This is a genomic window from Enterobacter cloacae complex sp., from assembly GCF_900322725.1.
GTDB lineage: Bacteria > Pseudomonadota > Gammaproteobacteria > Enterobacterales > Enterobacteriaceae > Enterobacter > Enterobacter quasihormaechei.
Window position 1 is genome coordinate 1,448,382 of record NZ_LT991957.1, and the last position, 21,434, is coordinate 1,469,815.

Genomic DNA, 21,434 nt, shown 5'->3' on the forward strand with positions numbered 1-21,434 from the left:
CCTAGTTCAGTTCAATGGCGAAGTAGTCACGCGCATTGTTAAAGCAGATGTTTTTCACCATTTCGCCCAGCAGCTGGATATCCGCTGGCGCTTCACCCGCGTGCACCCAGCGGCCAATCATCTGGCACAGAATGCGGCGGAAATATTCATGACGGGTATAAGACAGGAAGCTGCGGCTGTCGGTCAGCATACCCACGAAGCGGCTTAACAGACCGAGCTGCGCCAGCTGCGTCATCTGACGCTCCATGCCGTCTTTCTGATCGTTGAACCACCAGCCGGAGCCGAACTGCATCTTGCCCGGCATACCTTCACCCTGGAAGTTGCCGATCATGGTGCCCAGCACTTCGTTATCCCGCGGATTCAGGCAATAAAGAATGGTTTTCGGCAGCAGGTTTTGCTCGTTCTGTTTGCTCAGCAGCTTAGACAGCTCTTCCGCCAGCGGGCGGTCGTTGATGGAGTCGAAGCCCACGTCCGCGCCCAGCAGTTTGAATTGACGCTGGTTGTTATTACGCAGCGCGCCGATGTGGTACTGCTGCACCCAGCCGCGACGGGCATATTCCGCGCCGAGGAACACCAGCACCGCCGTTTTGAACTGGGCGACTTCATGCTCGCTTAACTGTTCGCCGGAGAGACGACGCGCCAGAATGCTGTCCAGTTCGGCTTCGTTGGATTCCGCGAACAGCACCACGTCCAGCGCGTGGTCAGAAACTTTACAGCCGTGTGCGGCGAAGTGATCCAGACGTTTGGTCAGCGCAGATTGCAGATCGGCAAAACGGCGGATGTCGGTATCAGACACTTCCGCCAGTTTCGCCATGTAGTCGTTAAAGGTTGCCAGCTCGATGTTGAAGGCTTTATCCGGGCGCCAGCTTGGCAGCACCTTGATGTCAAACGTGCTGTCCTTCGCGACAACCGCGTGGTGCTCCAGGGAGTCGATCGGATCGTCGGTGGTGCCCACCATTTTCACGTTCATCTGCTTCATGATGCCGCGCGCCGAGAAGCTATCCTGCGCCAGCAGTTCGTTGCACTGGTCCCAGATTTCATCCGCAGTGGCGGGAGACAACAGCTTGCCGGTGATACCAAACGGACGACGCAGTTCGAGATGCGTCCAGTGGTAAAGCGGGTTCCCGATGGTGTGCGGCACGGTAGCGGCCCAGGCGTCGAACTTCTCGCGATCGGTGGCGTCACCGGTACACAGGCGCTCGGCCACGCCGTTGGTGCGCATTGCGCGCCATTTATAGTGGTCACCCTTCAGCCAGATATCATACAGGTTTTTGAAACGGTAATTTTCGGCAACCTGCTGCGGCGGTAAGTGGCAGTGGTAGTCGAAAATCGGCTGGTCTTTCGCGTAGTCGTGGTACAGGCGGCGAGCAAATTCGGTATCTAACAGAAAATCTTCGGTCATAAACGGCGTCATTATCGTCTTCCTCATTACGGGAGCGTCAGAAAGCTTATGTTCAGATGCTGCAAAGTTATCACACCAATTTCCAGAGTCCGACGTTTTTTTCGTGAGTTAGATCAATAAACGTCGACAAATAAATTACCCTCAAAGGGGTAAACCCTCCTGCAAGCCCCGCCATATCTGGCTTTGCGCGCGCTGCTTAATGACCACACAAAGATTCACACTTTTGTGATGTCACTCACCTTTTAAAGTTGTATGACAAGTTATCTTTTCGCCGTCGCAAACTATAAGCCGACGGAATGCATTACCGGTGTTTGATACATCGGATTTAACGGTACGGAAGCCGACTTAGCACGATTATTTATGGCAAGGTTCGGGCCGTTCCGGGACAGGTTCCCGGTTACGCCCCTCCCGTTACAGAACAGCTCCCGGCAACGGTTGAGTTGTTGCCGTGTCCCGACACGGAAATAACATAACGATGAGGTTTTACATGCGTAAAATTAAAGGGTTACGTTGGTACATGATTGCACTGGTGACGCTCGGCACCGTGCTGGGCTACCTGACACGTAACACCGTGGCAGCAGCGGCACCAACGTTGATGGAAGAGTTGCATATCTCCACGCAGCAATACTCTTACATCATTGCGGCCTATTCTGCCGCTTACACCGTAATGCAGCCTGTTGCAGGTTATGTTCTTGATATTCTGGGTACAAAAATTGGTTATGCCTTCTTCGCCGTTGCCTGGGCCGTGTTCTGCGGCGCGACCGCACTGGCAGGCAGCTGGGGCGGTCTGGCGCTGGCGCGTGGCGCGGTAGGTGCCGCCGAAGCGGCGATGATCCCCGCAGGTCTGAAAGCCAGCTCTGAGTGGTTCCCGGCAAAAGAGCGTTCCATCGCGGTGGGTTACTTCTACGTGGGTTCATCCATCGGGGCGATGATTGCGCCGCCGCTCGTGGTGTGGGCTATCGTGATGCACAGCTGGCAGATGGCGTTCATCATCTCCGGGGTGCTGAGCTTCGCCTGGGCCATGGCGTGGCTGATCTTCTACAAGCACCCGCGCGACCAGAAAAAGCTGTCTACCGAAGAACGCGACTACATTATTAACGGCCAGGAATCTCAGCATCAGACCGATAACGGCAAAAAGATGTCCGTCTGGCAGATCCTGGGCACCCGTCAGTTCTGGGGTATCGCTCTGCCACGTTTCCTGGCAGAGCCGGCCTGGGGTACGTTCAACGCCTGGATCCCGCTGTTCATGTTTAAAGTTTACGGCTTTAACCTGAAAGAGATCGCGATGTTCGCCTGGATGCCAATGCTGTTTGCTGACCTGGGCTGTATCGTCGGCGGCTACCTGCCACCGCTGTTCCAGCGCTGGTTTGGCGTGAACCTGATTGTCTCCCGTAAGATGGTGGTCACCATGGGCGCACTGCTGATGATCGGCCCGGGTATGATCGGCCTGTTCACCAGCCCTTACGTGGCTATCGCGCTGCTGTGTATCGGTGGCTTTGCTCACCAGTCCCTGTCTGGCGCGCTGATTACGCTCTCTTCCGACGTGTTTGGCCGTAACGAAGTGGCCACCGCCAACGGCCTGACCGGTATGGCCGCCTGGACAGCGAGCACGATGTTCGCCCTGGTGGTCGGCGCGCTGGCGGATACCATCGGCTTCAGCCCGCTGTTCGCGGTACTGGCTATCTTCGACCTGCTGGGTGCGGTGGTTATCTGGACGGTGCTGAAAAGCAAATCCGCAGAGGAGCTGGCGAAAGAGTCCCTTGGGGGACCAGCGACGCAGAGTTAGCGTTGTTGTTCCGGGTGGCGCTACGCTTACCCGGCCTACAAAACCCGTAGGCCCGTGCAAGCGAAGCGCCGCCGGGCATTTAAAGGCCGCTGAGTAGCGGCTTTTTTAATGGCGAAATCTGGAGACTGGCACGCAAAAGTGGTATAACAAATCAATCGCCGTACCCTGCCTGGAGCGCATATGGAAATCACCGAATCACGTCGTTTATATCAACAACTTGCCGCCGAGCTGAAAGATCGCATCGAGCAAGGTGTCTATCTTGTCGGTGATAAACTGCCCGCCGAGCGTTTCATTGCGGATGAAAAAAGCGTCAGCCGTACCGTGGTGCGCGAAGCTATCATCATGCTGGAAGTGGAAGGCTACGTTGAGGTTCGCAAAGGTTCCGGCATTCACGTGATTTCCAACCAGGCCAAACACTCCCCCGCCCCGGACGAAAGCCTGGAATTTGCCAGCTACGGCCCGTTTGAGCTTCTCCAGGCTCGCCAGCTTATCGAAAGCAACATTGCGGAATTTGCGGCGACGCAGGTGACCAAGCAGGACATCATGAAGCTGATGGAAATTCAGGACCACGCGCGTAAAGAAAAATGCTTCCGTGATTCCGAATGGGACTTGCAATTCCACGTCCAGGTTGCCCTTGCGACTCAGAACACGGCGCTGGCGGCAATCGTTGAAAAAATGTGGACTCAGCGCGTTCACAACCCGTACTGGAAGAAATTGCACGATCACATTGATTCCCGCACGGTAGACAACTGGTGTGACGACCACGACCAGATCCTCAAGGCGCTGATTCGTAAGGATCCGCATGCGGCAAAACTGGCGATGTGGCAGCATCTGGAGAACACCAAACAGATGCTGTTTAATGAAACCAGCGATGACTTCGAATTTAACGCTGACCGCTATCTTTTTGCCGATAATCCGGTGGTTCACCTCGATACTGCGACCAATCTCGCAAAATAAGCCTTCGTACTGCCGGCAGGCGCACCGCCGCGCCTTCCGGTCAGACAGGGTAAGAAAACCTCTATAGTGTCAGCCTTTGTAAAATCTCTCGCTCCCCTCCGTGGCTTACGCCAAAATCGTGTTTCCCCTCAAATTCTGTGACGCAGAACGTCGGGCTTTGTTACAATTGGATTCACTTCGTTATTTTGTAAGTTAGTGCTTGCTAACCAGCCAATTAACAGGGAACAGTGTTGGCCACACCTCAATGTGTCCGCGAGCGACCATAATGAAATCATAACAATGTCGCCGTGCTGTTTTCCCGAATGACAGGCGTGACGTTAACCGATTTCCAGGAACACTGAATGGAACTTTTGACCCAACTACTGAATGCCCTCTGGGCTCAGGATTTCGAAACGCTGGCCAACCCATCCATGATTGGCATGCTCTACTTTGTGTTATTTATGATCCTGTTCCTTGAGAACGGCCTGCTGCCTGCCGCCTTTTTACCGGGCGACAGCCTGCTGGTGCTGGTTGGGGTGCTCTGTGCAAAAGGGGCGATGGCTTTCCCGCAAACGGTCCTGCTTTTGACCATTGCCGCCAGCCTGGGTTGCTGGGTGAGTTATATTCAGGGGCGATGGCTGGGCAACACGCGGATCGTCCAGAACTGGCTTTCGCATCTTCCGGCACATTACCACCAGCGAGCGCACCACCTGTTCCATAAGCACGGGCTTTCCGCCTTACTGATCGGCCGCTTTATCGCCTTTGTACGCACCCTGCTGCCGACCATCGCGGGCCTGTCTGGCCTCAGCAGCGCGCGTTTCCAGTTCTTCAACTGGATGAGCGGCTTGCTGTGGGTTCTGATCCTGACCACGCTCGGCTACGCGCTCGGGAAAACCCCGGTCTTTATGAAGTATGAAGACCAGCTGATGTCTTGCCTGATGCTGCTGCCGGTCGTTCTGCTGGTGTTTGGCCTGGTCGGTTCACTGGTTGTACTGTGGAAGAAGAAATACGGAGCCAGGGGTTAACGATGGTTATCTCCCCGCTCGCCCTGCGTCGTTTCTCTTACGCCATCGTTGCGCTGATGATGTTCAGCGCCCTCATTCTGCTGTGGTCTGCGCTACAGCATCAGGAGTCGACGCTGGCTATCCGTCCTGTGAATCAAGGAACCAGCGTGCCGGATGGTTTTTCCATCTGGCATCATCTGGACGCAAACGGGATCCGCTTTAAGAGCATCACGCCGCAAGACGATGTCCTGCTGATAAAATTTGACTCCAGTGCGCAAAGCGCCGCGGCGAAAGCGGTGCTGGACCGAACGCTGCCGCAGGGTTACATCATCGCGCAACAGGATGATGACAGCCACGTCGCCTCCTGGATGTCACGGCTACGCGACACGTCGCATCGATTTGGTTAACGACTAATATTCCGAATATTTTCACCTACTTTGGTGAAACTCCCGTTTACTTACTATGCTTAAGTACGCGGAGCACCCCTCAGATGTTCTCCGCAAAGTTCTGGAACACGGCTTACGCCGTAACACAATGGAAGGTTTCTATAATGAAATACCGCATCACCCTTGCTCTGGCCCTTTTTTCTTTAAGCACAGCTTCCTTCGCGATGTCTCTTTGTCAGGAGAAAGAAAAGGATATCCAACGCGAAATCAGTTATGCCGAGAAGCATAACAATCAGCACCGGATCGACGGTCTGAAAAAGGCGTTGAGCGAAGTGAAAGATAATTGTACGGACAGCAAGCTGCGTGCCGATCATCAGGAAAAAATCGCTGAACAGAAGGACGAGATAGCCGAGCGCCGTCAAGACCTGCAAGAAGCGAAAGTGAAAGGTGATGCGGAAAAAATTGCCAAGCGCGAGAGGAAGTTGCAAGAGGCGCAGGACGAACTGAAAGCGCTGGAAGCTCGCGATTATTGAGTTAACGGAAATCTCAACAGGAGAGAATCATGTCAAAAGATACAACTTCAGAAAATCTGCGCGCTGAACTGAAATCCCTGGCGGACACCCTGGAAGAGGTGCTGAACTCTTCTGCCGATAAATCGAAAGAAGAAGTGAGCAAACTGCGCAGCAAAGCGGAGCAGGCGCTGAAAGAGAGCCGTTACCGTCTGGGTGAAACCGGCGACGCGCTGGCGAAACAGACCCGCGAAGCGGCTGCGCGCGCAGACGAATATGTACGTGATAATCCATGGACGGGTGTAGGTATTGGCGCCGCAGTGGGTGTGGTGCTGGGTGTCCTGCTGACGCGTCGTTGATTATGGAAGATCCACGTCACGCACAAGGGCCTGCTAAAAACGTCCTCGGCATCGGCCAGCGTATTCTTACGACGCTGGTCGGGATTGCCGAAACGCGCGTCCGGCTTGCGGTAGTGGAGCTGGAAGAGGAGAAAGCCAACCTCTTCCAGATGCTGCTCATGCTCGGGCTTACGATGCTCTTTGCCGCGTTTGGCCTGATGAGCCTGATGGTGTTAATCATCTGGGCTATCGATCCACAGTATCGTCTGAACGCGATGATTGCCACAACCGTGGTTCTGCTGGTTGCAGCGCTGATAGGCGGTATCTGGACCCTGCATAAAGCGCGCACCTCGACCTTCCTGCGCCACACGCGTCAGGAGCTGGCCAACGACCGCGCCCTGCTGGAGGATGATAAGTCGTGAGCGACAAAGCCGAACGTCAGAAGCGTAAAGCGTATCTGCTGAGCCAGATCCAACAGCAGCGGTTGGATCTGTCCGCCAGCCGACGCGACTGGGTTGAGGCCACGCATCGGTTTGACCGGGGCTGGAACACTGTTCTGAGCCTGCGCTCATGGGCGCTGGTCGGCAGCAGCGTGATGGCGATCTGGTCGGTTCGGCATCCTAATATGCTGATCCGCTGGGCACGCCGCGGCTTTGGTGCCTGGAGCGCCTGGCGTCTGGTGAAAACCACGCTGCGTCAGCAGCAGCTGCGCTAGCCTTCTCGCCGGGTGGCGCTGCGCTTACCCGGCCTACGGTAAAAAGTAGGCCGGGTAAGGCGTAGCCGTCACCCGGCAACATCTCTTCATGCTCCCTTACTCAATATCTTTGAAAAAGATTGACAGTTTTCCTTGCTAACAATTGCCACCCGCCCCGTTTACACTCCTCTCCATCGACAGCAAAGACGCGGTATCTACCCGATTTTGCAAGCAAATAACGTTTAGCCGCTGATGTGGTTTCCTGGAGAGTAAAATGAAAAAATTAGAAGATGTTGGTGTACTGGTAGCGCGTATTCTGATGCCAATTCTGTTCATCACCGCGGGCTGGGGCAAAATCACCGGTTATGCGGGTACCCAGCAGTATATGGAAGCCATGGGCGTGCCGGGGTTCCTGCTGCCACTGACTATCCTGCTTGAGTTCGGCGGCGGCCTGGCGGTGTTGTTCGGTTTCCTGACCCGCACCACGGCGCTGTTCACCGCAGGCTTCACCCTGCTGACGGCGTTCCTGTTCCACAGCAACTTTGCCGAAGGCGTGAACTCCCTGATGTTCATGAAAAACCTGACCATTGCAGGCGGCTATCTGCTGCTGGCCATCACGGGCCCTGGCGCTTACAGCATCGACCGTCTTCTGAATAAGAAGTGGTAAGCACGCTATACTGATTAAATTCAAAGCGAGGAGACTTCTCCTCGCTTTTGCTATCTGACGGAGGAGTAAAAAATGGGACAACTCGTAGACGGCGTCTGGCAGGATGTCTGGTATGACACCAAATCCACCGGCGGACGCTTTAAGCGCTCTGTTTCGGCCTTCCGTAACTGGCTGACCGCCGACGGCGCACCCGGCCCGAGCGGCGAAGGGGGCTTTGCGGCGGAGAAAGATCGTTATCATCTGTACGTTTCTCTCGCCTGCCCGTGGGCGCACCGCACGCTGATTGTGCGCAAGCTTAAAGGCCTCGAATCGTTAATTCCGGTTTCGGTGGTGAACCCGCTGATGCTGGAAAACGGCTGGACCTTCGACAGCGATTTCCCTGCCGCGACAGGTGATGAACTTTATCACCACGATTTCCTGTATCAGCTCTATCTGCGCGCCGATCCGCACTACACCGGACGCGTAACCGTACCGGTGCTGTGGGACAAGAAAAACCAGACGATCGTCAGCAATGAATCCGCTGAAATCATTCGCATGTTCAATACTGCGTTTGACGCGCACGGCGCCCGCGCCGGGGATTATTATCCGGCGGAGCTGCGCGAGAAAATTGACGAGCTGAACGGCTGGATCTACGACAACGTGAACAACGGCGTCTATAAGGCCGGTTTCGCCACCAGCCAGGAAGCCTACGACGAAGCGGTCGGAAAAGTTTTTGAATCCCTGGAGCGGCTGGAGCAGATCCTCGGCCAGCAACGTTATTTAACGGGCGATCGTCTGACCGAAGCGGACATCCGCCTGTGGACGACGCTGATCCGCTTTGATCCGGTTTACGTCACCCACTTCAAGTGCGACAAGCATCGCATCAGCGACTACCTGAATCTGCACGGTTTCCTGCGCGACATCTATCAGATGCCCGGGATTGCGGAGACGGTCGATTTTGACCATATTCGCACCCACTATTTCCGCAGCCACAAGACCATCAACCCAACGGGCATCATCTCCATTGGCCCGTGGCAGGATCTGGATGAACCGCACGGGCGCGACGTGCGTTTCGGATAATTATTTAGGGAATCAATTGATTCCCTTTTTTAATTCACAGCATACATCTATCCTTACCTCGATCGCTTAGAAAACAAGTGATTGACTGATTAAGAGGCAAGGAAAATGGACTGGTATTTAAAAGTACTGCGCAACTACGTTGGATTTGGTGGCCGCGCCCGCCGCAAAGAGTACTGGATGTTCGTTCTGGTGAACTTCGTCCTGATTATGGTGCTGGGCATTGTGGACAAAATCCTCGGCTGGGAGCGAGAGGGGGGTGAAGGCATACTCACCACCATTTATGGTGTGTTAGTTCTGCTGCCTTCATGGGCCGTGCTGTTTCGTCGTCTCCACGACACCGATCGTTCGGCGTGGTGGCTGTTGTTGCTGTTGATCCCGCTTATCGGCTGGATCGTGATTTTGATTTTCAACTGTCAGAGCGGAACGCCGGGCGAAAACCGCTTTGGTCCGGATCCTAAGACAAGCGCGTAAATTTTGCCCGGTGGCGCTTACGCTTACCGGGCCTGCACGCTTATTTGTTGTGATGCGCAAAGAGCTTGGGTATCTCTCGCAAACACCACGATTTGGCTTCGCCCATGCTGTCGCGACGCCACGCCATAATGATATCCACTTCACTGGTGTATTCCGGGCTGACCACGCGCAGCCGCCCCTCAGCAATATCCTTTTCGACGAACGGATACGGCATGGTCGCCACGCCCAGCCCGGCGAGCAGCGCCTGGCGCTTATCTTCCAGCGACGTCACCGTCAGACGCGGCTGTTTATCCAGCAGCTGAACCGTCAGCACCGGACGCTCGCGCGCGGTATCCGCCACCGCCACGCCGCGGTACTTCACGCGCGTCACTTCAGAGAGCGGCTCCGGCTCCTGGTGAATCGGGTGATCCGGCGCGGCGACGTAGACGTTCATCACGCTGTAAAGTTTGCGCGAGTTGATTTCTGACGATGAGCGGAAATGCATGTCCGGCGCAATGACGATATCCGCCCTGCCCGTCTCCAGCCGCTCCCACGCTCCGGCCAGCACTTCGGTGATGATCGACAGCTGGGTATTGGCTTTTGCGGCCAGGCGGTCCACCAGCGGGAACAGCGCCTCGGTGGGCACCAGCGCTTCGGTCACTAACGTCAGATGGGTTTCCCAGCCGCGGGCCAGCGCCTCGGCGTCCGTCGTCAGCTTATCCGCCGCTTCCAGCAGCACGCGGCCGCGTTCCAGCAGCATTCGCCCAACGTTGGTGAATTTTGTTCGATGACCGGAGCGATCGAAGAGCACAACATCCAGCTCCTCCTCCAGCTTTTGCATGGTATAGCTCAGCGCAGACGGAACGCGCCCCAGTTCATCTGCCGCGGCGGCAAAACTGCCACGCCTGTCAATTGCGTCCATGACGCGAAGCGCCTCAAGCGTCAATGCTCTCTCTTTAGCCATCTCGTTCTCATTCAGGAAATTTGAACATACCGGGCAGAATATCTGGCTAACAATGCAGCGTCCATACCTTTACCATTGATTTAGTGTAAAGAGAGGTCAAGTTTATGATTACGACAAGAACAGCGAAACAGTGCGGACAAGCCGATTTCGGTTGGTTGCAGGCCCGCTACACCTTTTCCTTTGGACACTACTTTGACCCTAAACTCCTTGGTTACGCTTCACTGCGCGTACTGAATCAGGAGGTGCTCGCTCCGGGCGCGTCCTTCCAGCCGCGCGCGTATCCGAAAGTCGATATCCTGAACCTGATCCTGGAAGGCGAGGCAGAATACCGCGATAGCGAGGGCAATCATGTCCAGGCAAAAGCTGGCGAGGCGCTGTTAATTTCTACGCAGCCCGGTATTAGCTATAGCGAGCATAACCTCAGCAAAGACAAAACGTTGACCCGCATGCAGCTGTGGCTGGATGCCTGTCCGGAGCGGGAAAATCCGCTGGTGCAAAAGATCGACCTGAAGGGCGATAAACAGCAGCTGATTGCCTCGCCAGACGGCAGCAAAGGCAGCTTGCAGTTACGCCAGCAGGTGTGGCTGCACCATATTGAACTGAAAAAAGGTGAACAGGTGAGCTTCCAGCTTCATGGCCCGCGCGCCTATTTACAGTCCATTCACGGTACGGTACATGCGGTAACGCATACGGAAGAGAAAGAAGCGCTCACCTGCGGTGACGGGGCGTTTATTCGTGATGAAGCGAATATCACCCTGGTGGCAGATACGCCGCTGCGCGCGCTGCTGATTGATTTGCCGGTTTAAAGCCCCCCTCACCCTGGCCCTCTCCCCAAAGGGGAGAGGGGAAATTTTTACACCTTACTCGCCATAATCTCAATAATCTGCCGGTCCGTTGCCTGCATTGAGCGACACGCCAGCGCGCACAGGTTAGAGATAGACTGTTCCACGTCGTGGGCCACAATCCCCTCGTTACCCGTCACGGCAGTATCATCCAGCGCCATCATCACGGCTTTCCAGGCGCTGGTGACGCTGGTCGAGACCTTCATGGCGCAGCTGTTAGACGCCCCGTCGCAGATCATCCCGCTGACGTCACCGATCATGCTGCCGATGGCCTTTGCAATCGTCTGATAGCTTCCGCCCATCAGCCACGCCATCCCTGCGGCGGCCCCCATACCGGCCGTTGTCGCCGCACACAGCGCGGACAAACGCGGAAGCTGGTAATGGATGTAGATAGCCGACAGATGCGAGAGCATCAGCGCCCGCGCCAGCCGTTCGTCGTCAGCCTGAACGTGCTCAGCCACCACGACAACCGGCATGGTGGCCGTGATCCCCTGATTCCCGGAGCCCGAGTTGCTCATCGCCGGCAGCGTCGCGCCGCCCATACGGGCATCCGAGGCCGCACTGGTGCGGATAACGATGTCCGAACCCAGATCCTGCGCCATCCAGCCGCGTGCACGCTGCTTATTGAGCGTCGCGCCAACGTGCAACCCCCACTTTCCGCTGAGCCCTTCACGAGAGAGCGCATCGTTCAATTGCCCTGCTTCCAGGATAAAGCGGATCACCTCGAACGGCACCTGCTCCACAAACTCCAGGATCTGCGAGAGCGTGGTGTTTGACAGTACCCCCAGCGAATCGTTATTTACATCGGTCTGCCGATCGTCAAGCCTGAAGCGCGTTTCGCCCTGACAAACCACCTCCACCACCCGGGTATGTCCGCCGGCGATAGTCACCATCGCCGAGGAATCTCCAGCGTACACGCAGGCACGTGAATAGAGGATCTCATCGCACGGCTCCTGCAATTTCACCTGCACCAGGCCTGCTTTGAGCATGGCTTTGGCGCGCGTTAGCGCCTCGGCAGAAGCGTCTTTCAACACCTCCAGCCCGGCGTGGGCATTACCGCCCGTCGCCCCCAGCGCCGCCGCAATGGGTAAACCGACCATGCCGGTGCCGGGCACCGTTACGCCTAGCCCGTTTTTCATCAGGTTTGGCGATACCCACGCCTCAATACGCGTCACCTCACCGGAAAGCTCTCCGGCAGCCATCGCACAGGCCAGCGCCAGCGAGACGGGTTCGGTACACCCCAGCGCAGGCCTTACCTCCTCCTGCACGGCGCGAATAAAATGGTTCCATAAAGCATTAATTTGCTCAGACATCGTTACGACCTTATTTAACCTCATGAGAAGGCGAGGAAAGGAGAAACACAAAGCAGCAGCCCGGTGATCACAATAATCACCAGCGACACGCCTTTATATTTATGAAGGGCGGGCACTTTGTAGACCAGCCACGCCGGAATTAAGCAGCCCACCATCCCGAAAATAGGGCTACAGATGGAGGTGAAGCTCAGCACCGGCGCGTTTAACACAATCGCGCTCCAGGCGAGCAGGATGGCGAACAGCATGATCCCGCGCTGGACGGTGCTTTCATTAATACGTTCAGCCGGCATTTTGCGGCGCAGGATATTCATCACGATGCCCTGCGTCGCTTCACGAAAGCCCAGGTAGACGCCGAAGAAGGCAGTCATGACGGCAAAGATATTGAGAACCACGCTGACGATTTTGACCCAGCCTGCGCCGTCACCGCTGATAAACTGCGCCGCGATTGCCAGGGCGGAAATATTCTGCTCGTAGGCTTTTACCGCCTCGTCGTGCCCCATCGCCAGGGTGAAAGAGACGGCGTAGAAGAAGACCGTCACAAACAGTATGCCAAAGGCGATATTCATCGCCCGCAGCGCCTTATGACGCGCCACCTCAACGGATTTTTCCCGCGAACGATAGGAAATCACCATCGGGCTTAATGTCTGGATAAACAGAATGGAGGTTAAGGTGAAAGGCAGCGTAATAATGGCGTTTTTAATCAGCAGCCCCATCGGCGGCAGCATACCGACGTTGGCTAAATGCCAGAGGCCGATCATCGAAAGCCCCAGCGCCGCCACCACAAATAATTTGGTCAGCACCATCAGACTGGAGACTTTAAACAGCAGCTTCTCACCGCGCGACGAAATGGCGACCAGAATGCAGATCAGGAATAAGCCGTAGAAGGGATTTTCCGACAGCAACCCCTCGGTGACGCCGAAGGTGTGCAAATAAGATGCGCTGTCATTGGTGATAGCCGTGGAATAAACAAACATCCAGATGACCAGCATCACGAAATAAAGTGCACCCAATAAGATGCCCCAGTTTTTACCTAAATAACCGCTAATCACGCTCGGGTAGTCTTTGCATTCCGGGGATTCCGCCAGCGTATTAATAAATAACCGCTGGAAGAGGTACATGGCCGGATAGCCAATTATCGACGAGAGCAAAAAGACCCACAGCCCCATTAATCCAACCTGTACCGGAAGAAAAACGATACCCGCGCCGATAGCCATCCCGATACTCATGATGACCCAGCCCGTATCGGTGCTGTCGAATTTAATCGCCTCTCGCCATTCGCTTTCGCTCATTCCCGCCCGCCTTGCCGCAGGGGAATCACTCACAATCACACTGCTGTTTGTTGCCATATTCATTGGGCACTCGCTTATTTTGTAGGGTAAGTAATTGTTTTTATGTGGTTCCGATCGCCAGCGATTGCGAGTCAGAGAGTGCAGGTGTGTGTTATTGGTATGGGAAGATCATATCCGTAGCGCGGGAGAAAAAAGTCATAACTTTAATGAGGGTTTTCTGTATTGGGAGGAAATTTTTCTGTTGAGAAATTCAACACGGAGGTATTTTTCTAAAAGTGACGGCGTTCACGAAATCAAAAGCCTCCCCAGATGAGGAGGCTTAACGGCAATCTATATCACATCGCCTGCGTAAACGTCCGCGAAATCACGTCCTGCTGCTGCTCGCGCGTCAGGGCGTTAAACCGCACCGCATAGCCCGAAACGCGGATGGTCAGGTTCGGGTAGTTCTCCGGATGGGCAATGGCATCCAGCAGCATCTCCCGGTTCATGACGTTGACGTTCAGGTGCTGCCCGCCTTCGATAGACGCTTCGTGATGGAAATACCCGTCCAGCAGCCCCACAAGGTTAGTTTTGCGCACCTGCTCATCCTTGCCCAGCGCCTGCGGCACGATGGAGAAGGTGTAGGAGATCCCGTCCTTCGCATAGGTGAACGGCAGCTTGGCAACTGAGGTTAACGACGCCACCGCCCCTTTCCTGTCGCGACCGTGCATCGGGTTGGCGCCAGGCGCAAACGGCATGCCGCCGCGGCGTCCGTCCGGCGTGTTGCCCGTTTTCTGGCCGTAGACCACGTTGGAGGTGATAGTCAGGATCGACTGCGTCGGCACCGCGTTGCGATACGTCGGCAGCGCCTGGATCTTCTTCATAAAGCGCTCCACCAGGTCGCAGGCGATGCTGTCCACGCGATCGTCATTATTGCCGTACTGCGGATAGTCGCCTTCAATCACGAAATCGACCGCCAGGCCGGTGTGGTCGCGCACCGGTTTTACCGTGGCGTATTTAATCGCCGACAGGGAATCCGCCGCCACTGACAGCCCGGCGATGCCGCAGGCCATGGTGCGATAGACGTCACGATCGTGGAGCGCCATCAGCGAGGCTTCGTAGCTGTACTTATCATGCATGTAGTGAATGAGATTCAGCGCGCTGATGTACTGCACCGCCAGCCAGTCCATAAAGTGATCCAGGCTCGCCATCACGGTGTCGTAATCCAGCACCTCATCCAGCAGCGGCTCGGTTTTCGGGCCGACCTGGATCTTCAGCTTCTCATCCACCCCGCCGTTAATTGCGTACAGCAGCGTTTTCGCCAGGTTGGCGCGGGCGCCGAAGAACTGCATCTGCTTGCCGATCACCATTGGACTGACGCAGCAGGCAATGGCGTAGTCGTCGCTGTTGAAGTCGGCGCGCATCAGATCGTCGTTCTCATATTGCAGCGAGGAGGTGACGATCGACACCTGCGCGGCGTATTTTTTGAAGGCGATCGGCAGCTGTTCTGACCAGAGGATCGTCAGGTTTGGCTCCGGCGCAGGCCCCATGGTGTGCAGGGTATGCAGGTAGCGGAAGCTGTTTTTGGTCACCAGCGTGCGACCATCCAGCCCCATGCCGCCGATCACTTCCGTGGCCCAGATCGGATCGCCGGAGAAGAGCGTGTCGAACTCCGGCGTGCGCAGGAAGCGCACCATGCGGATCTTCATGATGAAGTGGTCGATCAGCTCCTGGGCCTGCATCTCGTTCAGCCTTCCTGCCTGCATGTCGCGCTCAATGTAGATATCAAGGAACGAGGCCGTGCGCCCCAGCGACATCGCCCCGCCGTTCTGGGATTTCACTGCGGCAAGGTAGGCAAAGTAGACCCACTGCACCGCTTCCTGCGCGTTCATCGCCGGACGTGAAATATCAAAGCCATAGTTCGCCGCCATTTGCTGGATCTGGAGCAACGCACGCTTATGCTCCGCCAGCTCCTCGCGCAGGCGGATCGTTGCCTCCAGATCTTCTCCGCGCTCCAGTTTTCCCTGAAGATCGGCGAACTGGAGTTCACGCTCGCGCACCAGATAGCTGATGCCGTACAGCGCCACGCGGCGGTAGTCGCCGATAATGCGCCCGCGTCCGTAGCCGTCCGGCAGACCGGTCAGCACGCCAGATTTACGGCAGCGCATCATCTCCGGGGAGTAAACGTCAAACACGCCCTGGTTGTGGGTTTTGCGCAGGTCGGTGAACAGGTATTCAAACTGCGGATCCATCTCACGACCGTAGGCGTCGAACGAGCTGCGGATCATGTTGATCCCGCCGTACGGATGCAGGGCGCGCTTGAGCGGCTTGTCGGTTTGCAGGCCGACGATCGTCTCCAGCGCCTGGTCAATATAACCCGGCCCGTGAGCGGTGATGGTGGTAGCGATGTTGGTGTCAAAATCCACCGGAGCGTGGGTGGCATTCTCCTGGCGAATGCCGACCATCACCTTCTGCCACAGCGCCGTCGTTGCAGGCGTCGCCTGCGCGAGGAAAGCTTCATCGCCTTCATAAGGGGTGTAGTTATGCTGAATAAAATCGCGGACGTTAACGGCATTTTTCCATTCTTCACCGCGAAACCCGGCCCATGCGTCGCTGAAGGGCGCGACGCCCGTATCGATTGTTACTTTCATCAGATTCTCGCTTTATCAGGCGTAAGCCGCAGCCGGGGTGACCTTCCCAAGACGGAGGGCGTCCAGCGCGATCATTTTTTCTTCATTGGTAGGGATAACCGCGCAGGCCACGCGGGAGGTATCAGTGGAGATGACGCGCTCACCCGCGCTGCCCGGCAGAGCGTTTTTGGCCTCGTCGAGCGCGATGCCAAATACCTTCAGGTGTTCCGCCACCAGCGCGCGGATCAGCGTGGAGTTTTCACCGATGCCGCCAGTGAAGATCACGCCATCCAGACGGTGCAGGGACGCGGCGTGACCGGCGATATGCCGCGCTATGCGGTGGACAAAAGTGTGTATCGCCAGCTCCGCCCGCTCATTGCCTTCGTGCCAGGCTTTCTCCAGCGCGCGTAAATCAGAGGAGATGCCGGAGATCCCGAGCAACCCGGACTCTTTGTTGACCACGCGCTCCAGATCCTCGAACGACTGGCCGGTCTGCTGGGCAATCCACGCCATCGCGCCGAAATCCACGTCGCCGCAGCGCGTACCCATCACCAGCCCCTCCAGCGGCGTCATGCCCATGGACGTGTCCACGCTCTCGCCGTTACGCACCGCGCAGATGGACGCCCCGTTGCCGAGGTGGGCAATCACCAGGCCGCTGTCCTCGGGGGACAGCCCGAGGAGCACGTGTGCCTGCCCGGACACATAGCGGTGAGAGGTGCCGTGGAAACCGTAGCGGCGCACGCCCAGCTCTTCAAAATAGCGGTACGGCAGACCGTACAGATACGCCTGCGGCGCCATGGTCTGGTGGAAGCTGGTGTCAAATACCGCCACCTGCTGCACGCCGGGGAACAGCCGCTCTGCGGCTTCCACGCCGCTCAGGTTGGCGTAGTTATGCAGCGGCGCCAGCGGGGAAACCAGGCGGATCTGCTCAATGACCTCTTCCGTGATGAGGGTCGACTCGCTGAAGAGATCGCCGCCGTGAGCGATGCGGTGGCCAATCAGGGCCACGCTGCTCATCAGGTCACGCTTCTCCAGCTCGAGGGCAATGGCGGCCAGCGCCCCTTCGTAGTCCTGGTGAGCCAGTCTGACCGGCTCACCCCCGTTCACGGAAATAAAGGCTTTTTCAGTGTTGATGCCGTCCACAATGCCCGTCAGCAGGGCCTCGCAGCCTGCTGCGTCCAGCACCGAAAACTTAACGGAGGACGATCCGCAGTTAATAACCAGTACTACCGGAAATTCAGTCATGTGTTACTCCGCTCTTCCTGAGCTTTGGCTTAAAACAGTTTGTAGACGATGTTCAGAATGGTCAGCAGGCCGACCACGGTCACGAAGATGTTCTCGGTCCGGCCTTTGTATTTCGCCAGCGCGGGCGCCTTGCGGATGGCGTACATCGGTAACAGGCACAGCAGAGAGGCGATAATTGGTGCCCCCATGGCTTCAATAAGGTCGAGAATGTTCGGGTTGGCATAGGCCACAATCCAGGTGGAGCCCATGATGAAAATCATGCTGATGGTGTTCAGTTTGCCGACAGAGACGCTCTTCTTATCGCCTTTGTAGCCGAACTTGAGGATCAGGCCGTTCAGCCCCTCCAGCGTGCCCAGGTAGTGGCCGAAGAAGGATTTAAAGATAGCGACCAGCGCGATGATGGAGGCGCCGTATTCCAGCACCGTGGCGAACGTGGATTTACTGCCCGACATCGAGGCAAAGTGGTTCGCCAGGTAAGAGAGCACCGGAATGTTCTGCGCTTTGGCATCCGCCATGTTCTGCGGAGAGAGCGTAAACAGGCAGCTAAAGGCGAAGAACATCACCACCGCCACCATCAGCAGGCTGGCGCGGCCGATGATTTTGGAACATTTCTGCTCGGTGAATTCTTTTCCGAACTCCGGCTCGTACTCTTCGCGCTTGGAGACCACAAACGAGGAGACGATAGGGGAGAAGTTAAAGGAGAAGACCATGATGGAGATCCCCAGCCACACCGTGACCAGAATGCCGTCATGACCGGTAAAGGCGATATCGCTCAGGTTGACCTGGTCGATTACCGCCGAGTTCCAGTACGGGATCAGCGACAGGGAAATCAGCACCAGGCTGGCGATGAACGGGAACACCAGGTAGCTCATCACCTTCACCATCAGGTCTTTCCCGAACCAGATCACAAAGGCCATCAGCAGCAGCAGGAACAGCGCCACCACGCCGCGGTTCAGGGCTGGCAGCTGGAGCTGGTTTTCCCAGAAGGTCATAAAGGTGTTGGTAATGGTTACACCGTAGATCCACAGCAGCGGGCAAATGGCGAAGAAGTAGAGGAAGGTGATCACCACCCCGCCGGTTTTGCCGAAATGCTCTTCCACCGTTTCGGTGATGTTGCCGGAGACGTTACTGCCGGACAAACAGAGGCGCGCCAGCGCGCGGTGGCAGTAAAACGCAATCGGGAAGGCGAGTACCAGCATCAGCAGGATAGGGATCAGGCCGCCAAACCCTGCGCGAATGGGGAAGAACAGCACGCCTGCACCAATGGCGGTCCCGAACAGGCCCAGCGTCCAGGTGGTATCCGATTTACGCCAGGTGGACGTTTTTGTCTGGCCAACGGTAATGCTTTCAGTGTTGCTCATAAGTCATCCTTTATGCGTCAACGAAGCCGGTAATTTGGGAAACACGGGAGAGATCGATATTGCCGCCGGAAATAATGCAGACGGTTTTACGGCCCTGAATATAGTGGTCCAGTTTGCCGCTTAATAACGCCGCGCAGGCCAGCGCGCCCGCACCTTCCGTCACCACTTTATTTCGCTGAATAAGCGCAATCATGCTGTTGCGAATTTCATCTTCGCTGACCAGCACAATGTCATCGACCAGTTCACGAACAATTTCGAAAGTTAAATTACCCGGACGAGACACGTCGCAACCGTCGGCTAATGTGCCGGTAACGCGATGGCTGGTTATTTCTCCGGCCTGCCAGGAAGCCGCCATGCCGTGAACGTTTTCAGACTGCACGCCGATAATATTGATTGTCGGGTTAATGGATTTAATCGCCGTTGCAATCCCGGCAATTAAACCGCCGCCGCCGATAGGGACAATGACGTTATCCACGTCGTAGAGATCTTCGAGAATTTCGAGGCCGATGGTGCCCTGGCCGGCAATGACTTTCGGATCGTCATAAGGCGGAATAAAAATGCGCCCCTCCATCTCGACGATTTCGCTCACCTTAGCGATGGTGTCGTTGAAGTTCTCGCCGTGCAGCACCACTTCCGCCGAGTAGTCGCGGGTCGCGGCGACCTTGGATTTTGGCGCGCCCATCGGCATCACCACTTTGCCATCGATACCGAGCATGGCGCAGGAGAGTGATACTCCCTGAGCGTGGTTACCTGCGGAGCAGGCCACCACCCCTTTGCGTTTTTCTGCATCCGTCAGCGAACTTAACTTATTAAACGCCCCGCGTATTTTAAACGAACCGGTACGCTGCATATTTTCAAACTTAAGAAATATTTCGCCCTTACAGCGTTCGCTGAGATAATTTGAGCGCGGCATGCCGGTTTTATAAATTTTTCCCGCCAGGCGCTTTCTGGCGTCCTGAATATCTTCAATGGTCACCGGGAGATCGTAGGTAATGTGCATAATATCCTCGTTATAATAATTCATTGTTTTCAGGCAAAGTCAGGGTAACAGAGCGTTAAAAAGCGTCGCTCCGGGTGTTTTAAAGCGTGATTATTTTTATCGTCGTTTATCGATATTCATCGACGAATATTGTTTTGCCAGTTCAACTAATACTGACGCCGATTTTTTAATACTGTAATTTTTCGACCACACGGCGGCATAACGCGCCACGGGTAATTCATCCTCCACCGGCAGGGCGATAAACTGGTCCGAGCCGAACGGCGCAATCATGTCACGGGGGATCACCGTCAGGTAATCGGCATTAAGGACAAGGTTATAGATAGTGACGACGGAATCGGTCTGGACGATGTTTTCAATGCTGATGTGGTTGTCTTGCAGGGTGGTCAGGAGTTCGTTGTAGTAGCCCATATCGGTTTGCGGCATCACCCACTGCTCATGCGTAAGTGATGCCAGTCTGGTCGGGCCGGTGCACGTTCGTGATTTACTCGCCACCAGCACAAACTCGGATTCAAACAGCGGCTCAACGTGAAGATCCTGAAGCAACATTCCGTCGCTCAGCGTGCCGATGGCAAAATCCAGCCGACCGTCGCGAATGGCGGGCAGGAATGAAGAGAGCTGCGCTTCATACATGGAGACGCGCGCTTTCGGAAACACTTCCCTGAATTTTTTAATCATCTCAGACAGGAAGGTGAAGCCAATCAGCGACGGATAGCCAAAGGAAACGTCCATGACGGTACTAAAACTGAGGCTGTTGATTTCGCTCACCATGTTTTTCATTTCGCGGGTGATCGACTCAGCGTATGACAGCAGCACCTGACCGGCGGCAGTGAGTTTTACGCCGGTGTTTTTACGCACCATTACCTCCACCCCGAAGTAGGATTCGATGTCGCTGATGATTTTGCTGACGGCAGGTTGCGTCAGCCCCAGTTGTCTTGCAGCAGAACCTATGGAGCCACTTTTGATGACTTCCTGAAATACCACGAGGTGCTGTGTTTTCGGTAGAATAATAGTATTCATCATATTCTGCGTTTATTTCCCTATGACGCAGCGGATTCTACCTAATAACGTTTCAGGGGGTATGTGCTGTTACTCACAATTCGCCGGAACGCCCTATTCACACCCATCATCAAAACCATTTAAATACTTATAAATCAATAAGATAAAACAATTAAAATACGCAATTACGCTGATATTGATCAACAAATTACGAGGTAATAAATTTATTTTATGGTAATAACCCGCGTGAATTTTTTTGCCTTAGAAATATTAATAAAGGCTATCTTTCAGGCAATTAAAGGTTAATAAATCAACACTGCCGATTTAAAACATTTTTGTGGTTTATCAACTTTACATGGGATATTAATACTATTTCAGAATAAAGAGTGGGATATATCACACATTCACCAGAAGAATGTTTTTAGATTCAATATTTGATTATCAATTAGAAAAACATTTATTCTCAGCAAACCAACAAATGCAACATCTAATCAACACTAAAATTTTCTTATTTTATAGCGTTAAATTTTGTGATTACGATCATCCACGGAGGATGAGAGGAGCGCGTGGCGGAGTAAACAGTG

Annotated in this window: 21 protein-coding genes; 12 read left to right on the forward strand and 9 right to left on the reverse strand. The window is 55.3% G+C overall.

What is annotated here, in order from left to right; translation table 11 throughout:
* Position 1: 1 nt before the first annotated feature.
* Positions 2-1,414: a glucuronate isomerase gene (gene uxaC, locus DBR02_RS07285; protein ID WP_107533925.1), complete on the reverse strand. Its 1,413-nt coding sequence runs from the start codon at positions 1,412-1,414 to the stop codon at positions 2-4.
* Between the two features lie 475 nt (positions 1,415-1,889).
* Between uxaC and DBR02_RS07290 the strand changes: the two genes are divergently transcribed.
* The 11 genes from DBR02_RS07290 to DBR02_RS07340 all read left to right on the forward strand — a co-directional run bounded on the left by DBR02_RS07290 (position 1,890) and on the right by DBR02_RS07340 (position 9,252).
* Entirely contained in the window at positions 1,890-3,188 is a 1,299-nt protein-coding gene (locus tag DBR02_RS07290; RefSeq protein WP_107533927.1) for an MFS transporter, read from the forward strand.
* A 180-nt stretch (positions 3,189-3,368) separates the two neighbouring features.
* Entirely contained in the window at positions 3,369-4,145 is a 777-nt protein-coding gene (gene exuR / locus DBR02_RS07295) for a transcriptional regulator ExuR (protein WP_063451093.1), read from the forward strand.
* Positions 4,146-4,486: 341 nt separating this feature from the next.
* On the forward strand, positions 4,487-5,149 hold the full coding sequence (gene yqjA, locus DBR02_RS07300) for a DedA family general envelope maintenance protein YqjA (protein ID WP_022649475.1): 663 nt from the start codon (positions 4,487-4,489) through the stop codon (positions 5,147-5,149).
* 2 nt (positions 5,150-5,151) lie between these two features.
* Positions 5,152-5,535, forward strand: coding sequence for an EnvZ/OmpR regulon moderator MzrA (gene mzrA / locus DBR02_RS07305; protein WP_063867631.1), 384 nt, complete (start codon positions 5,152-5,154; stop codon positions 5,533-5,535).
* Between the two features lie 143 nt (positions 5,536-5,678).
* A complete protein-coding gene (locus DBR02_RS07310) occupies positions 5,679-6,047 on the forward strand; it encodes a DUF1090 domain-containing protein (RefSeq protein ID WP_107533929.1) in 369 nt (122 codons plus the stop codon).
* Between the two features lie 29 nt (positions 6,048-6,076).
* Positions 6,077-6,382 (forward strand): DUF883 family protein, encoded by a 306-nt coding sequence (locus tag DBR02_RS07315; RefSeq protein WP_003862645.1) that lies wholly within the window; start codon positions 6,077-6,079, stop codon positions 6,380-6,382.
* Between the two features lie 2 nt (positions 6,383-6,384).
* The gene (locus DBR02_RS07320) at positions 6,385-6,783 is read left to right on the forward strand and encodes a phage holin family protein (RefSeq protein WP_003862647.1); all 399 of its coding nucleotides are present in this window, start codon (positions 6,385-6,387) and stop codon (positions 6,781-6,783) included.
* On the forward strand, positions 6,780-7,076 hold the full coding sequence (locus tag DBR02_RS07325; RefSeq protein ID WP_003862649.1) for a YqjK-like family protein: 297 nt from the start codon (positions 6,780-6,782) through the stop codon (positions 7,074-7,076). Before DBR02_RS07320 ends, DBR02_RS07325 begins: the two co-directional genes overlap by 4 nt.
* 253 nt (positions 7,077-7,329) lie before the next feature.
* The gene (locus tag DBR02_RS07330) at positions 7,330-7,722 is read left to right on the forward strand and encodes a DoxX family protein (protein ID WP_063867629.1); all 393 of its coding nucleotides are present in this window, start codon (positions 7,330-7,332) and stop codon (positions 7,720-7,722) included.
* 72 nt (positions 7,723-7,794) lie between these two features.
* Positions 7,795-8,781, forward strand: coding sequence for a glutathione S-transferase family protein (locus DBR02_RS07335; RefSeq protein WP_107533931.1), 987 nt, complete (start codon positions 7,795-7,797; stop codon positions 8,779-8,781).
* A 105-nt stretch (positions 8,782-8,886) separates the two neighbouring features.
* Positions 8,887-9,252, forward strand: coding sequence for a DUF805 domain-containing protein (locus DBR02_RS07340; RefSeq protein ID WP_063451088.1), 366 nt, complete (start codon positions 8,887-8,889; stop codon positions 9,250-9,252).
* Positions 9,253-9,292: 40 nt separating this feature from the next.
* Here DBR02_RS07340 and yhaJ read toward each other — a convergent pair whose 3' ends face one another.
* Positions 9,293-10,195, reverse strand: a complete 903-nt coding sequence (gene yhaJ / locus DBR02_RS07345; protein WP_003862655.1) for a DNA-binding transcriptional regulator YhaJ — start codon at positions 10,193-10,195, stop codon at positions 9,293-9,295.
* Positions 10,196-10,299: 104 nt separating this feature from the next.
* Here yhaJ and DBR02_RS07350 point away from each other — a divergent pair, with 104 nt between their 5' ends.
* Complete coding sequence (locus DBR02_RS07350; RefSeq protein ID WP_063451087.1) at positions 10,300-11,001, forward strand: pirin family protein; 702 nt, start codon at positions 10,300-10,302, stop codon at positions 10,999-11,001.
* Between the two features lie 47 nt (positions 11,002-11,048).
* On the opposite strand, the gene DBR02_RS07355 is transcribed toward DBR02_RS07350, so the two are convergent.
* The 7 genes from DBR02_RS07355 to tdcA all read right to left on the reverse strand — a co-directional run bounded on the left by DBR02_RS07355 (position 11,049) and on the right by tdcA (position 20,871).
* Positions 11,049-12,350 (reverse strand): L-cysteine desulfidase family protein, encoded by a 1,302-nt coding sequence (locus DBR02_RS07355; protein ID WP_107533933.1) that lies wholly within the window; start codon positions 12,348-12,350, stop codon positions 11,049-11,051.
* 20 nt (positions 12,351-12,370) lie between these two features.
* Positions 12,371-13,702: an amino acid permease gene (locus DBR02_RS07360; protein ID WP_107533935.1), complete on the reverse strand. Its 1,332-nt coding sequence runs from the start codon at positions 13,700-13,702 to the stop codon at positions 12,371-12,373.
* 272 nt (positions 13,703-13,974) lie between these two features.
* Positions 13,975-16,269: a formate C-acetyltransferase gene (gene pflB / locus DBR02_RS07365; RefSeq protein WP_107533937.1), complete on the reverse strand. Its 2,295-nt coding sequence runs from the start codon at positions 16,267-16,269 to the stop codon at positions 13,975-13,977.
* 15 nt (positions 16,270-16,284) lie between these two features.
* The gene (tdcD, locus tag DBR02_RS07370) at positions 16,285-17,493 is read right to left on the reverse strand and encodes a propionate kinase (RefSeq protein WP_107533939.1); all 1,209 of its coding nucleotides are present in this window, start codon (positions 17,491-17,493) and stop codon (positions 16,285-16,287) included.
* Between the two features lie 29 nt (positions 17,494-17,522).
* Positions 17,523-18,854 (reverse strand): threonine/serine transporter TdcC, encoded by a 1,332-nt coding sequence (gene tdcC, locus DBR02_RS07375; protein ID WP_063867614.1) that lies wholly within the window; start codon positions 18,852-18,854, stop codon positions 17,523-17,525.
* A gap of 10 nt (positions 18,855-18,864) precedes the next feature.
* Positions 18,865-19,854, reverse strand: coding sequence for a bifunctional threonine ammonia-lyase/L-serine ammonia-lyase TdcB (gene tdcB, locus DBR02_RS07380; RefSeq protein ID WP_063867937.1), 990 nt, complete (start codon positions 19,852-19,854; stop codon positions 18,865-18,867).
* A 96-nt stretch (positions 19,855-19,950) separates the two neighbouring features.
* On the reverse strand, positions 19,951-20,871 hold the full coding sequence (gene tdcA / locus DBR02_RS07385) for a transcriptional regulator TdcA (protein WP_107535627.1): 921 nt from the start codon (positions 20,869-20,871) through the stop codon (positions 19,951-19,953).
* Between the last annotated feature and the right edge of the window lie 563 nt (positions 20,872-21,434).

Bases quoted from the DNA above. Each gene is read 5' to 3' on its own strand.
- pflB (WP_107533937.1), bottom strand. From the start codon at position 16,269: ATGAAAGTAACAATCGATACGGGCGTCGCGCCCTTCAGCGACGCATGG.
- yhaJ (WP_003862655.1), bottom strand. From the start codon at position 10,195: ATGGCTAAAGAGAGAGCATTGACGCTTGAGGCGCTTCGCGTCATGGAC.
- mzrA (WP_063867631.1), top strand. From the start codon at position 5,152: ATGGTTATCTCCCCGCTCGCCCTGCGTCGTTTCTCTTACGCCATCGTT.
- tdcA (WP_107535627.1), bottom strand. From the start codon at position 20,871: ATGAATACTATTATTCTACCGAAAACACAGCACCTCGTGGTATTTCAG.
- exuR (WP_063451093.1), top strand. From the start codon at position 3,369: ATGGAAATCACCGAATCACGTCGTTTATATCAACAACTTGCCGCCGAG.
- tdcD (WP_107533939.1), bottom strand. From the start codon at position 17,493: ATGACTGAATTTCCGGTAGTACTGGTTATTAACTGCGGATCGTCCTCC.
- DBR02_RS07340 (WP_063451088.1), top strand. From the start codon at position 8,887: ATGGACTGGTATTTAAAAGTACTGCGCAACTACGTTGGATTTGGTGGC.
- DBR02_RS07330 (WP_063867629.1), top strand. From the start codon at position 7,330: ATGAAAAAATTAGAAGATGTTGGTGTACTGGTAGCGCGTATTCTGATG.
- DBR02_RS07290 (WP_107533927.1), top strand. From the start codon at position 1,890: ATGCGTAAAATTAAAGGGTTACGTTGGTACATGATTGCACTGGTGACG.
- DBR02_RS07335 (WP_107533931.1), top strand. From the start codon at position 7,795: ATGGGACAACTCGTAGACGGCGTCTGGCAGGATGTCTGGTATGACACC.
- DBR02_RS07310 (WP_107533929.1), top strand. From the start codon at position 5,679: ATGAAATACCGCATCACCCTTGCTCTGGCCCTTTTTTCTTTAAGCACA.
- DBR02_RS07355 (WP_107533933.1), bottom strand. From the start codon at position 12,350: ATGTCTGAGCAAATTAATGCTTTATGGAACCATTTTATTCGCGCCGTG.
- DBR02_RS07320 (WP_003862647.1), top strand. From the start codon at position 6,385: ATGGAAGATCCACGTCACGCACAAGGGCCTGCTAAAAACGTCCTCGGC.
- DBR02_RS07350 (WP_063451087.1), top strand. From the start codon at position 10,300: ATGATTACGACAAGAACAGCGAAACAGTGCGGACAAGCCGATTTCGGT.
- tdcC (WP_063867614.1), bottom strand. From the start codon at position 18,854: ATGAGCAACACTGAAAGCATTACCGTTGGCCAGACAAAAACGTCCACC.
- tdcB (WP_063867937.1), bottom strand. From the start codon at position 19,854: ATGCACATTACCTACGATCTCCCGGTGACCATTGAAGATATTCAGGAC.
- uxaC (WP_107533925.1), bottom strand. From the start codon at position 1,414: ATGACGCCGTTTATGACCGAAGATTTTCTGTTAGATACCGAATTTGCT.
- yqjA (WP_022649475.1), top strand. From the start codon at position 4,487: ATGGAACTTTTGACCCAACTACTGAATGCCCTCTGGGCTCAGGATTTC.
- DBR02_RS07315 (WP_003862645.1), top strand. From the start codon at position 6,077: ATGTCAAAAGATACAACTTCAGAAAATCTGCGCGCTGAACTGAAATCC.
- DBR02_RS07360 (WP_107533935.1), bottom strand. From the start codon at position 13,702: ATGAATATGGCAACAAACAGCAGTGTGATTGTGAGTGATTCCCCTGCG.